Origin of the sequence: Ensifer sp. 22460, from assembly GCF_052044935.1 — a bacterium.
GTDB lineage: Bacteria > Pseudomonadota > Alphaproteobacteria > Rhizobiales > Rhizobiaceae > Ensifer.
In genome coordinates this window covers 1-12948 of the sequence record NZ_JBQENZ010000057.1, presented here as the reverse complement: position 1 = coordinate 12948, position 12948 = coordinate 1, and the positions used below count along the sequence as shown (strand labels likewise).

The window sequence follows — 12948 nt, the reverse complement described above, 5'->3', positions numbered from 1 at the left end:
GCCGGTCTGGGGTGAACTTGTTTGGTGAGAGCAGGTGTAGCCGACCGGGTTGCGCTGCTGAATTGCAATAATGATTTCGACTGAATTGCGTAAAATGGCGCAACGTCCCATCTGATCAAACCGGGTGAATCATGTCACGCGCATAGGCAAGTCCGATCCCGTATCCGCCCGCATGCGCTTCTACGATCGCCCGGGCACCATCGTAGGTCTCCTTGCGCGTCCAGTCCCGCTGAAGCTCGAGGAGAAGCTGCAGCCAGGACGTCATCGTCGCGCCTGCCTTCTCCATCCTTCGCAGCGCAAGAGCGTGGCTCTCCGCGGTGATGCCGCCGCATGTGTCGGCTACGACGAAGACCTCATAACCATCAGCAAGCGCGGAAAGAACGGGGAAGGAGACGCATGCTTCGGTCAAGAGACCGGAGACGACGAGCTTGCGGCGGCCGGTTTTGGCAACCGCGTCACGGACGCCGTCGTCCTCCCAGGCATTCATGTTGTGCCGCTCGATCACTGGAACGTCCGGGATGACGCTCCTGATCATCGGCATCAGGGGGCCGCTATAGACCTTGGATGCGGAGGTCGACACGACGATCGGCAGGTTGAAAACGCGCGCAGTTTTGGCGAGGGCCACTGTGTTTCCGACCAGCAACTGGCGATCGCCGGATCCCACGCCGAAGGCGAGTCCAGCCTGCTGGTCGATGATCAGGAGCAATGGCTCGTCGGGTGTCAGAAGCGGAAGGGGCGTCATTTCTTTTACTCCAAGGAATAGCTGACAGCTGGAAAAGATAGTGCTCCGACTTGCCGGCGGCTTGAATGTAAAGGCGGCATTTTGCCGAAAGCACTTGGATTTGCTCGGCTGTGACCGCGTTCGTCGACGCACGCCCACGCGATCAGGCGCGTGGCCGCTTCCCGCTTCGCTGCGCAAGATCAAACCCGCACTTCGCGCGTGGTCTTTGGGGCGAGCCACGTCTTGCCCCGGCGATGTGGCTAGCGCTGTCCCCGCGATGGCCTTGGCGTGCGCCGCGTGCAAGCGAATCCGTGTCTTCACGGGAAGCAAACCTCTGTTTGAGTCCCCGATAAAAAGCACTCCTTCATGCTCTTGACATTATGCAATCGATTGCGTTAAAGGACATGCAATCGATTGCATAGTTGGAGAGATCCCATGGACGCAGCAGAGACGAAGGCTAGGCCCACCCACGTTATCGAAAATCAGGCGGAGGTGACGGGAGTGGTGCTCGACGCGATGTCGCGAGCGACCAACGTCCGCCTCAGGGAAATCATGGAATCGCTCGTCAAGCATCTGCATGCCTTCGCCCGCGAAGTCCGCCTCAGCGAGGATGAATTCGAGCAGGGGATCGATTTCCTCAACCGGATAGGGCAGGCGACCAACGACGCTCACAATGAGGGCGTGCTGTTCTCCGATGCGCTCGGCTTTTCCACCCTGGTCTGCCTGCTGAACAACGGCCAGAACGGCGCCACGGAAACTGCCGTGGCGTTGCTCGGGCCCTTCTGGCGGATGCATTCGCCGTCGACCGAAAACGGAGGTTCGATCATCCGCTCGCATACGTCCGGCCCGGCCCTCTTCGCTGAATGCCGCGTCACCGATCCCGACGGCAAGCCGATCGAAGGCGTCGAGATCGACGTCTGGCAGGCGTCTCCGGCCGGCCTTTACGAGAACCAGGACCCGGACCAGTCAAACATGAACCTGCGCGGCAAATTCCGGACCGATGCGCAGGGTCGCATTTCTTTCCGCTCGGTGAAGCCCGCGGGCTATCCGGTGCCGACCGACGGGCCGGTGGGCGAGTTGCTGCGCGCGCAACTCCGCCATCCCTACCGCCCGGCGCACCTGCATTTCCTCTGCTTCAAGCCGGGCTACAAAACCCTCATCACCCAGATATTCGTCGATGACGACGAGCATCTGGAAAGCGATGTGGTGTTCGGCGTCACCCGCCACCTGATCGGCGATTTCACGCAAGGCGCCGGCGCGCCGCCGGCTGCCGATGTGACCGGCGCCTGGTACCGGCTTGAATATGAATTCGTGATGGAACGCGGCGAAGCCAAGCTTCCGGCTCCGCCGATCCGCTGACCCCAACATAAAAAACGGATGTATCTCATGTCGAACACAGAACAGCTGAAACGCGAAACCTATCCCCGTTCGCTCGAAGACAAGGTTGCACTCGTCGTCGGTGGCGCCGGCGCTATCGGCGCCGCAACCAGCCGCATGCTCGCAGCGGCAGGAGCGACGATCGTCGTCACGCATATGGACACGGAGCGTGATGCGCTGGCGGCCGAAGCGTTGATCAAGGAACTCGGCGCGCCTCATGCCGCCTATGTGGCGAATGTCGTCGACACCGCTTCGCTCATCGCACTTCGCACGACGCTTGAACACAAACACGGCCGCCTCGACATCCTGGTCAATGCCGCTGGTTTCACCAAGCCCGTCCCGCATGCCGACCTCGATGGGCTCACCGACGAACTCATCGACCTCATGTTGCAAGTCAACTGGCGCGGCCAGTTCGCGACCGTCCGTACCTTTGCGCCGCTGCTGAAGGCATCTGGCGACGGACTGGTCGTGTCGATCTCCTCGATCGCCTCCTTCACCGCTGTCGGTTCATCCATCGCCTATTGTGCGGCGAAGGCCGGCATCGACGTCATGACCAAGGCTTTGGCGCGGGCGCTTGCGCCGGAAATCCGGGTGCTGGCGGTCTCGCCGGGCGTCGTCGATACCGAATTTGTTCCGGGCCGCGGCGCCGACTTTAACGACAAGGTCAAGGCCTCGACGCCGCTGAAGCGCATCGGCACCGCCGAAGACATTGCCGCGGCGATCACCGCCTGCGCCACCATGCTCCGCTACTCTACCGGGCATATCATCCAAGTCGACGGAGGCCGGGCGCTCTAGAGCGCCGTGCGTTCAGACAAACGCACAAAGGACGCTCTAGCCAGGTAAACGGGAGGAAACCATAACACGCGCACCGCTGTCGAAAGTGTTCATCACCTGCGCGATCACCGGCAATATTACCCAGCCGGAGCAGACGCCGCATTTGCCGATCACTCCAAAACAGATTGCCGATTCCGCGCTGGAAACGGCAGATGCCGGGGCGGCTATCGCCCATATCCATGTCCGCGATCCCAAGACCGGGCGGCCGTCGATGGAACTCGATCTTTACCGCGAGGTGCTCGATCGCATCCGTGCGAAGAATTCCGAGCTGATCATCAACCTGACAACGGGGCCGGGCGGCCGCTTCGAACCGTCAGAGCATGATCCGAAGATCGCGGGCGAGGGCACGACGCTGATGGTGCCGGAGCGCCGCGTCGAGCATGTCGTCGCGCTGAAACCCGATATCTGCACGCTCGATCTCAACACTATGAATTCGGGCGGACAGGTGGTCATCAACACGCCGGCCAATATCCGCCGCATGGCGAAGGTGATCGCTGACGCCGGCGTCAAGCCAGAGATCGAGTTGTTCGATTCCGGCGATATCGCCCTGCTTCATGACCTGATCGCCGACGGCACGTTCAACGGCCCGCTCCTGACTTCCTTCGTGATGGGCGTGAAGTACGGCTTCCAGCCGTCGCCGGAGACCGTACTCTATGCCCGCGGGCTGCTGCCGGCCGATGCCGCCTTCACCGCCATCGGCATCGGCCGCTCGGCCTTCCAGATGGTCGCCCAGTCCTATCTGGCCGGTGGCAATGTCCGGGTCGGGCTCGAGGACGCCGTCTATATCGAACGCGGCGTGCTTGCGCCCTCCAATGCGGCCCTCGTCGAGAAAGCGCGCCGCATCGCCGAAGATCTGGGGGCCCAGATCGCCAATCCATCCGAAGCGCGCCGCATTCTCGGCTTGCGCGAAGCTGCGTGACAGGAGGCCTTGATGATGAACAACGAAGATTTGAACATTGAAGCGGCAACGACGGTGCGGGGCCTGCGTCTCCATGCCAAGGCGCCGAGCTACGACGCGATCGAGCTCCCCATCGAGACGCATCCGCTTCGGCCTCTTCGGCCAGGCGAGGTGCTCGTCGAAATCCATGCGGCGGCCGTCAATCCCTCCGATGCCAAGGCGGCAACGGGCCTGATGCCCTATGCGGTGTTTCCGCGAACGCCTGGCCGCGATTTCGCGGGCCAGGTGGTGGCGGGCCCCCAGGACCTGATTGGAAAACGTGTCTTCGGTTCGTCCGGTGACCTCGGCATCCGGCAGAACGGTTCGCAGGCGAGCCACATGATCGTCGAGGCCGACGCCGTCGTCGAGGTTCCCGATGGCATCGACATCAAGGCGGCCGCAGGCATCGGCGTGCCCTTCGTCACGGCCTGGCAGGGTCTGCAACGGGCCGGATTGCCCGCAGCCGGCGAGACCGTGCTCATTCTCGGCCTCAACGGCAAGGTGGGGCAGGCGGCGGCCCAGATCGCAACCTGGCGAGGCGCGCGCGTCATCGGCGTCGTGCGCCGGGACGAGGCCTATCAGGGGCACGCCAATGCGCCGATCGAGGTCATTGCCGCCGACAAGACGGATGTGCCGGCGCGGGTTCGTGAACTGACGGACGGCAAGGGCGCCGATATCGTCTACAACACGGTCGGCGACCCGTTCTACGAGATCGGCCAGAAGTCGCTTGCCGTGCGGGGTCGGGCGATCTTCATCTCGGCGATCGACCGTTTCGTCAACTTTGACTTGCTTGCCTTCTACAAGGGGCAGCACACCTATGTCGGCATCGACACGATTTCGCTGAACTCGGTCGAGACGGGCGCGATCCTCAAACAAATGGCGCCGGGCTTTGCCGCCGGCAAGCTCAAGCCGATTCCCATCTTAGAAACCGCGATCTATTCGTTCGAAAACGCTCACGAGGCCTATCAGGCCGTCATGGCGTCCTCGCGCGACCGCATCGTGCTCGTTCCGGGAGCGTGAGGCCGTGCACCTCGTCAAGTTCACAGACGCTCCGCCCTACCAGGCGCCGGGCCACGACAAGATGAGGATGGTTCGCCTGCAGGGTCTCGAGGCCAGGCCGTCCGATACGGCCTGGCTCGGAGTGTCGACGCTGGAGCCAGGCGGCGGCACGACCCTTAGCAGTTCGCCCGTCGAAAAACTTTACGTCGTTCTCGACGGCAAGGTCACGGTTTCGAACGGCAACGAGGAGGTCGTTCTGGAGCCATGGGATTCCTGCCGCATTGCACCGGCGGAAGGCCGGAAGCTCTATAATGCGACGGACCGGCCGGCAACGATCCTCTTGGTGATGCCGACGACCCAGCCGCCGTAAGGCAAGCGGCCGCTATCTCGAAATTTCGATGCCAGTTCACGTGACGGGTTGCCCGTCGCGGCAATCCTGCTCGTTCCGAAGGGAGGACCTTTCATGACGCATGCTTCCGCCACGCCAAAGCCGCGCAAGCCTTGGTATCAGATACTCTACATACAGGTTTTGATCAGCATCGCGATCGCGATCGTCTTCGGTCACTTCTGGCCCGAAACGGCCATCGAAATGAAGCCCCTCGGGGACACCTTCATCAAATTGATCAAGATGGTGATCGCGCTCGTCATCTTCTGTACGGTGGTCTCGGGCATTGCGGGCATGAACGACCTGAAGAAGGTCGGCCGTGTCGGCGGCAAGGCCCTTCTCTATTTCGAGGTCGTCTCGACTCTGGCGCTCGCCATCGGCATGGTGATCGGTAACGTGCTCACGCCGGGCGCCGGCTTCAACGCGGACCCCGCCACCCTCGATACCGACGCCGTCAATGTCTATGCCGGCAAGGCGGCGGAGCAATCCGTCACCGAATTCCTCATGAACATCGTGCCGAAGACCGTGGTCGACGCCTTCGCGCAGGGCGATATCCTGCCCGTTGTGCTGATCTCGGTTCTGTTCGGCTATGTCCTGTCGCATCTCGGCGATCGCGCCAAGCCGATCCGTGATGTCATCGAGGCCGGTTCGCATCTCGTGTTCGGTGCGATCAACGCGATCATGCGCCTCGCCCCCATCGGCGCGTTCGGCGCCATGGCCTTCACCATCGGCAAATACGGCGTGTCGTCGCTCGGACCGCTCGCCTTCCTGATCGGCACCTTCTATCTCACCAGCATCATCTTCGTGCTTGGTGTCCTCGGTCTGATCGCATGGTGGACCGGGTTCAGCATCCTCAAATTCCTGGCCTATATCAAGGAAGAGATCCTAATCGTGCTCGGCACCTCGTCGTCCGACTCAGCGCTGCCGAGCCTCATGGAAAAGTTGACGAATGCCGGTGTGGCCAAACCCGTCGTCGGTCTGGTCGTGCCGACAGGTTACGTATTCAACACCGACGGGTCGTCCATCTACATGACGCTCGCAGCCCTGTTTGTCGCTCAGGCGACCAATACGGACCTTTCTCTCAGTCAGCAGTTGGCAATCTTCGGGGTCGCCATGTTCACCTCCAAGGGTGCATCGGGCGTCACCGGCGCTTCGTTCATCGCCCTTGTCGGCACGCTTTCGGTGGTGCCGGCGATCCCGGTGGCCGGCATGGCGCTCATCCTCGGCATCGATCGCTTCATGAGCGAGGCACGCGCCCTCGTCAACATGATCGGTAATGGCGTTGCGGCGATCGTCATGGCGAAGTGGGAGGGCGAACTCGATGAGGCCCGTCTCCAGGCGGCGCTCGCCGGCAGTCCGCTCGCCGATACCGAGGCCGTCGACGACCTGGATGTCATTGCGACCCCGGAACTCGCCTCGAAGATCTGACGGCGGTGGGGNGACGGCGGCCCCACGCACCGGTCCATAGTTACCATGGGAGTGTGAAATGGCCCTTTACGATCTCGAAGACCGCAAGCCGGTGCTGGATGAAGACTTCGGATGGATCGCGCCGGATGCTCAGGTCATCGGCAGGATCCGCATCCGAAAGGACGCCAGTGTGTGGTTCGGCGCGGTCCTGCGCGGCGACAACGAACTGATCGACGTCGGCGCCCGCAGCAATGTGCAGGACGGCGCGATCCTCCATACCGATCCGGGGTTTCCCCTGGTGATCGGCGAGGACTGCACCATCGGCCATGGCGTCATCCTGCATGGCTGCACGATCGGAAACAGCTCGCTCATCGGCATGGGGGCGATCGTCATGAACGGCGCTGAGATCGGGGAAGGCTCGCTCGTCGGGGCGGGCGCCATGGTCACGGAAGGCAAGTCGTTCCCGCCCGGCTCGATGATCCTCGGCTCGCCGGCAAAGCTGGTGAAGACGCTTTCGGCCGAGGAATCCGAGCGTCTCAAGGCATCGGCTGGGCGCTACGTCCGCAACGCGATCCGGTATCGCGACCATCTCGCCTCAAACGGCTAGCGGCAGCGCCGCGCATCGACAAGGGAGTACACCCGTGAAGAAGGTAATGAGCAGCGCGACCGAGGCCTTGGCCGGTCGCCTCAAGAATCGCGGAAGCCCTGATCCTGGCGATCCGCGAATCCGGTGTGACCGGCCTGACCGTGATTTCCAACAATGCCGGCGTCGACGGGACGGTCTCGGCGTCCTCCTCGACTCGCGCCAGATCCGTAAGATGGTCTCGTCCTATGTCGGCGAGCACAAGACCTTTGCACAGCAGTACCTGTCGGGCGAACTCGAACTTGAGTTCACCCCGCAGGGGACGCTTGCGGAGCGCATCCGCGCCGGCATCCCGGCCTTCTACACGCGCACCGGGGTCGGCACTACAGACGGCAAGGAGACCCGCAAATTCGGCGGCGAAACCTAGTCATGGAAAAGGGGCTGCGCGGTGATCTCGCCATCGTACATGCCTGGCAGGGCGATAGTGAAGGGACCTGATCTATCGCTACACGGCCCGCAACTTCAACCCGATGATGGCCACCGCGGCAGACTTCACGGTCGCTGAGGTCGAGCAACTTGTGGCGGCTGGCGACCTGAACCCCGACGGGATCCATACCCCCGGCATCTATGTCGGCCGCGTCGTGCACGTCGCCAATCCCGAAAAACGCATCGAACAACGCACGACCAGACCGAGGACTGCGGCTTAGGAGGACTGACCGATGGCATGGAATCGCGATCAGATGGCGGCGCGCGCCGCTAAAGAACTGCAGGACGGTTTCTACGTCAATCTCGGCATCGGCATTCTCACGCTGGTCGCCAATCACATCGCACCCGGCCTGAGCGTGCAACTGCAATCCGAGAACGGAATGCTCGGCATGGGGCTGTTCCCCTTTCGAGGGCGATGAGGACGGCGACCTGATTAACGCCGGCAAGCAGACCATCACCGCGCTGCCGACGACCAGCCTCTTCTCGTCTGCCGACAGCTTCGCCATGATCCGCGACGGGCATATCGACATCTCTATCCTCGGCGCCATGGAGGTGGCGGCCAATGGCGATCTCGCCAACTGGATGATCCCGGGCAAGATGGTCAAGGGCATGGGTGGAGCGATGGACCTGGTGGCCGGCGTCAAGCGCGTCGTGGTGGTTATGGAGCATGTCGCAAAGGACAAGACGGGCTCCATTCAACCAAAGCTGGTTCCGCATTGTTCGCTGCCCCTGACGGGCAAGGGCGTGGTCGGTCTCATCATTACGGACCTCGGCGTCTTCAAGCCGCTGCGCGGCGATGCCGCTGCATTCGAGGTTCTTGAACTTGCCGATGCCGTGATGATCGAAGACGTCAGAGCCACCACCGGCACTGAGATCGTCGTTTCATCGCGGCTCGCCGTGAGCGCCTGACCCGCGCTTGAACTTGCCGGTGTGCAACCGCGACTGCTGCCGCGGTTTACCAACTTCAAGCATCGCTAGCGGCAGTCGCTGCCGATCGTATTCATATTGCCGAAGGGAACGAACTGATGTCGTCGAAAAGAATCCACTCCGCAGCCTCGGTAACCGCCGCCGAGGCGCTTGAGTTTCATGCGATGGGGCGTCCCGGCAAATTCGAGATCACGCCGACCAAACCGATGGCGACGCAGCGGGACCTTTCATTGGCCGAGCCCGTCAAGGCGATAGCGGAAGACCCATCCCGCGCCTTCGATTACACGACGCGCGGCAACATGGTGGCCGTGATTTCCAACGGTACGGCCATTCTCGGCCTCGGAAACCTCGGGGCGCTCGCATCAAAGCCTGTGGTGGAGGGCAGATCGTCCCGCTCAAGGCGCGCGATTCCGACATCGTCAATTTGGCGGCGATCGCCGCCTTTGGAACCGACGGCAGCTGAGCAGATATCGGCGGCTGCAGCCATGAGCGCTGCAGCCCGTGATCCGGCTGCAGGCGTTGACGAACGTCAGCCAGGATTGCGCTGCTCGGCCGCCTGCACCGGCGTAAGCGGGGGCTGCTTGCGCCACCGCCCAAGACGGCCTTCGTCGTGACCGGCGGCAAAGAGCTGTTGCATGTAGTTTCGATCAAATTCGCTTTTCGGGCTCCGTGTGAACTGATCCGGGATCGATGCGTAATAAAGCTGACCTCGGGCGGCCGTCGTCTGAATCTGCAGGCGCATCAGATCGGAAATTGCCTGATACTTGATCAACGTTTCGATAGAACGGCGGGCGATACCGAGCGCTGTTTCTTCTGCCGTTGCGTACTCGGGCGTCAATCGCCCGTTGCGGATGAGATAGAGTGTTCGCGAGCGGGCATGACCAAAGTAGCGCCTCTCATATCCGGAGAGCTCTATATTGGGAGGGGCGAAGAAGAGCTGCGCCACCGTCCCGCCGTCGACATGCAATTCCTGTCTGGCTTGACCGTCCAGCCTTACATCGATCCGAACCGGTGGGAACACCGCAGGTATGGCCGCAGACGCCAACAGGATGTCGATCATGTGCTCTCGACGATCGGCGCGCGCGCTGGCCGCGATCGCGGACAGGTCCCAGACAACAGGACGCTGGGCATCAATGTTGGTGGTTTGGACCAGCAAACGCCGGCCGATGCGGTACTGCGCCGCAATTTCTGCGACCATTTCTTCGGTGAGATAGCGACCGATCAATTGCCGCAACGGCCCATTATCGTAGAGACCACGGCCCATCACGCCGAACAGGCCGAGATTTCTATAGATATCGCGGTCACCATACTGCGTGAAAACTTCGCGCAATTCCCGGTCGTGGGACGGCCCAAGGAAGGCAAACGGAGCCGCCAAAGCGCCTGTGCTGACGCCAGTCACGACCTCGAATTGCGGTCGATTGCCCCTCTCGCTCCAGCCCGTCAGGTATCCGGCGGCAAAAGCGCCGTCGGCGCCTCCGCCCGAAATGGCAAGAAAGTCGACATGATTGACGGCGGTGGACGGGCGACGCCCTGAGCGAGCCGCATCGTGTGTCTGCGTGTACTGTTGCGCTATGAGCGAACGTAGAGTGGGCGTGACCTCGTCTCCCCAGAAGCGGGCAAGGTCCACCTGTTCGATTTGCACAGCCGAAGCCTGTTCTGCCGGAACCGAGATACGCGGCCCGGCGACACATGCCGTCAGTAGACCGGATGCAAAAAGGAGCGGCATGATTGAGGATCGAAATCCGTGAATGCGCGTAAAAATGGTCGCTGACAACGACATCGCCCTCCAATCCCCCATCCTTTTTCTCCACCCTTTCCTTGCGCCGATTTCAGTCGTGTTCGCCGCCCGCATGCAGGCTTACCGGATATAGTCGGCGACGTATCGTTACGGTGATCGCCAGCAACATTGCGATCAATTCCAGAGCATGGGAGGCGAACGCGCTGCTTGCGAGCACGAGCGCTGCCATGATCAAGAGAAGCCAGTGCATCGAGCCATGTTTGGACGCCCGGTCGCGAACCAGCCAGAGGGCGGTCAGGTACATCGCGATCGGTATGCAAAAGGCGAGAGCGGCAAGCTGTTGCGAAACGGTCCCGTCGCGGGCGACGCTCAGAAACACCGCAAAACCGGCGGCCGTCGCCGCCCCAGCCGCGAAAAGCACACAATGTCCGTAGGCCCAGGTCAGAACGGTGCCAAGTTTGCGGCTGAGCAGCTGTTCGTTGCGGTCAAAGTATAGTCCCCACATCGAAAACGCGATGATGGAGCACAGGGCCGCCCACCAGAAGTGCCTTAATTCTGGGGTCGCCGGATCCGAGACAATCAAGGCGATGGCGGCAAAACATTCACCAAGGACGATGATGTTGAACGAGTTGTAGCGATCGATGATGTGACCATGATGCCAGTTGCTGGCGGTCCCGCGCTCGGCCAGCAACGGTACGGCCAGCTCGCCAGCGGCACCGAGCGCAAAGAGCGGAAAGTAAAGCGGCGCTTCAGGGGAAAGTGTGATGATCAGGGTGTTCCAGTAGACCTGCATGCCGCCGATCCCGGCCGCGTAGCGCAGGGCCGCCGGGCGGGCATGCCGATCCCCGTTCGCCGCGCCGAGCCAAAGGGCGATCATGCCCAGTCGCATGATGCTGAAACCGATGAGGACGAGCCAATGCGGCTCATCGCCGAGGCCGCTCCGGATCCCTCCGGCAAGGGTAAGCGATCCGAACATGATGACCATCGTCACCACACGGAAGGCGGCCGACTTGTTGTCATAGCCCGAGGCGAACCATGTGTAGTTCGCCCAGGCCAGCCAGGCCATGAAAAAGCTGCACGCAAACCGGACGACGCCGAGCCCGAATTCGCCGGTTTCGATGTCATGCGCCAGTCCATGGGCGGCGGCGGCCACCGCCACGACGGTGGCCAGATCGAACATCAGTTCGAGGGAGGTCGAGCCGCGGTTGACCTCGTTACGATCGCGCGGGGGCAGGCTGAAAGCGGCTATCGCGGACAAGGCTGGCCTCCCTTCGAGATCACGCTTGGCGGCGGCAAAACGACGGCGGCCATCGTTCAGCCCGGCTTCTTCGTGTCTTGCGGTGAATAGAAAAGGCCGACCAGGAGCAGCAAGAGAGCCGGGAAGAGCATTCCCGCAACGCCCACCGTGACTTGCGCAAACGCTCCGCCAGCACACCCCATCACAAAGCCGAGCACGAGGCTGATCGACGTCAGCGACTGCCCCCACTCTTCCGGCTTCTCGGTGTAGCCGATGACGCGACGGGCAGCAGCGACTGCGAGGCCGGCAATGTTGCCCGTCATGAGCGAAAACGGTGGGCCGAGCCTTGGGTCGAGACGCTCGATCGCCGTCAGCATCCCCATCGCGACGACGGCGAGAAGGGCGCATGCGGATACTGGCCCGGCATCGAAGATCGCAAGAAGGGCGGCCGTTGCAAACGCGGCCGCGGCGATGATGAGCGTCCAGAATGTCGCGCGCTCGAGAGGCTTGATCCAGGCGACGAGGATGGCGGCCAGGCCCGCGCCCACCATGAAGAGCGGGAAGGTCATGATCTGAAGATCGCGCAGGCCGCCTTTTTCATGACCGGCCAGTCCGAGCCCGAGGAGCACGACATTGCCCGTAACCAGCCCGACGAAAAGGCCGCCCAAGTGAATGAAGAAGAGTGCGTCAGCGAACCCGGAAATGAACGCCAGTGCCAGTGAATTGCTTTTCCCGCGAAGTATGTTCAGCATCGTATGCCGCTACCCCCTATTGTTTGAGCCCTAGCGACATTCTCGATTGTAGCGATAACGAAACCGTCGACGCTGGTGTCACCTGGCATGGCGTGAAGCGAGCTCTGATCCCGCGGTGCGCCCATGAAAACGAGTCTTGACAGGGCGATGCGGGTCCCCTGGTCCGTCTGGGCGACAAACCAGGGGATCCAGTGATGCTCACTTTGCCGGGTTGGGGCCGATCGTCCTGCCGTGGCTGACGCGTTCGTCACCCTTGTGAACCATGGTGACGGCGTAATCGATGCCCATGCCGTAGGCGCCGGAATGCTCCTTCACCAGTGCGGTGACGGCATTGTAGGTTTCCTTGCGGGCCCAGTCGCGTTGCCATTCGAGCAGGACCTGCTGCCAGGTCACCGGGATAACGCCGGCCTGGACCATGCGGTCCATGGCGTATTTGTGCGCATCGGCCGAGGTGCCGCCGGAGGCGTCGGCAACCATGTAGATCTCGTAGTCGGTGTCATGCATGCACGACAGCGCGAAGGTGGTGTTGCAGACTTCGGTCCACAGCCCCGAGACGACGATTTTC

12 protein-coding genes and 3 pseudogenes are annotated in these 12948 nt (G+C 62.1%); 10 read left to right on the top strand and 5 right to left on the bottom strand.

Going from position 1 to position 12948, the window contains the following annotated elements; all coding sequences use genetic code 11:
- Nucleotides 1-115 precede the first annotated feature (115 nt).
- Nucleotides 116-742 carry a hydrolase gene (locus ACTJKM_RS35615; protein ID WP_058330151.1) on the bottom strand — a complete coding sequence of 209 codons (627 nt, stop codon included), beginning with the start codon at nt 740-742 and terminating at the stop codon, nt 116-118.
- 414 nt (nt 743-1156) lie between these two features.
- Here ACTJKM_RS35615 and ACTJKM_RS35610 point away from each other — a divergent pair, with 414 nt between their 5' ends.
- From ACTJKM_RS35610 to ACTJKM_RS35565, 10 genes and pseudogenes are all read left to right on the top strand, one after another.
- Nucleotides 1157-2080, top strand: coding sequence for a dioxygenase family protein (locus tag ACTJKM_RS35610; protein ID WP_113515335.1), 924 nt, complete (start codon nt 1157-1159; stop codon nt 2078-2080).
- A gap of 27 nt (nt 2081-2107) precedes the next feature.
- Complete coding sequence (locus ACTJKM_RS35605; RefSeq protein ID WP_058330153.1) at nt 2108-2893, top strand: SDR family NAD(P)-dependent oxidoreductase; 786 nt, start codon at nt 2108-2110, stop codon at nt 2891-2893.
- A 76-nt stretch (nt 2894-2969) separates the two neighbouring features.
- Nucleotides 2970-3851: a 3-keto-5-aminohexanoate cleavage protein gene (locus ACTJKM_RS35600; RefSeq protein ID WP_440661868.1), complete on the top strand. Its 882-nt coding sequence runs from the start codon at nt 2970-2972 to the stop codon at nt 3849-3851.
- A 12-nt stretch (nt 3852-3863) separates the two neighbouring features.
- Nucleotides 3864-4889 carry a quinone oxidoreductase family protein gene (locus ACTJKM_RS35595; protein ID WP_440661867.1) on the top strand — a complete coding sequence of 342 codons (1026 nt, stop codon included), beginning with the start codon at nt 3864-3866 and terminating at the stop codon, nt 4887-4889.
- A gap of 4 nt (nt 4890-4893) precedes the next feature.
- Nucleotides 4894-5238 (top strand): cupin domain-containing protein, encoded by a 345-nt coding sequence (locus ACTJKM_RS35590; RefSeq protein WP_113515339.1) that lies wholly within the window; start codon nt 4894-4896, stop codon nt 5236-5238.
- A 93-nt stretch (nt 5239-5331) separates the two neighbouring features.
- Nucleotides 5332-6681 (top strand): dicarboxylate/amino acid:cation symporter, encoded by a 1350-nt coding sequence (locus tag ACTJKM_RS35585; RefSeq protein WP_440661866.1) that lies wholly within the window; start codon nt 5332-5334, stop codon nt 6679-6681.
- A gap of 58 nt (nt 6682-6739) precedes the next feature.
- Nucleotides 6740-7267, top strand: a complete 528-nt coding sequence (locus tag ACTJKM_RS35580) for a gamma carbonic anhydrase family protein (protein WP_440661865.1) — start codon at nt 6740-6742, stop codon at nt 7265-7267.
- Nucleotides 7268-7353: 86 nt separating this feature from the next.
- Nucleotides 7354-7950: pseudogene (locus ACTJKM_RS35575) on the top strand (CoA transferase subunit A).
- Nucleotides 7951-7962: 12 nt separating this feature from the next.
- A pseudogene (locus ACTJKM_RS35570) lies at nt 7963-8638 on the top strand (3-oxoacid CoA-transferase subunit B).
- 116 nt (nt 8639-8754) lie between these two features.
- Nucleotides 8755-9081 (top strand): annotated as a pseudogene (locus ACTJKM_RS35565) (NADP-dependent malic enzyme); the annotation flags it as partial.
- Between the two features lie 104 nt (nt 9082-9185).
- Here the strand turns inward: ACTJKM_RS35565 and ACTJKM_RS35560 are convergent.
- The 4 genes from ACTJKM_RS35560 to ACTJKM_RS35545 form a co-directional block, all read right to left on the bottom strand.
- Complete coding sequence (locus tag ACTJKM_RS35560; RefSeq protein WP_162764843.1) at nt 9186-10430, bottom strand: patatin-like phospholipase family protein; 1245 nt, start codon at nt 10428-10430, stop codon at nt 9186-9188.
- A 55-nt stretch (nt 10431-10485) separates the two neighbouring features.
- Nucleotides 10486-11652 carry a low temperature requirement protein A gene (locus ACTJKM_RS35555; protein WP_440661864.1) on the bottom strand — a complete coding sequence of 389 codons (1167 nt, stop codon included), beginning with the start codon at nt 11650-11652 and terminating at the stop codon, nt 10486-10488.
- A 56-nt stretch (nt 11653-11708) separates the two neighbouring features.
- Nucleotides 11709-12383, bottom strand: a complete 675-nt coding sequence (locus tag ACTJKM_RS35550; RefSeq protein WP_440639750.1) for a YoaK family protein — start codon at nt 12381-12383, stop codon at nt 11709-11711.
- 198 nt (nt 12384-12581) lie between these two features.
- A partial coding sequence (locus ACTJKM_RS35545) for an isochorismatase family protein (protein WP_440661232.1) occupies nt 12582-12948 on the bottom strand: 367 nt, incomplete at its 5' end.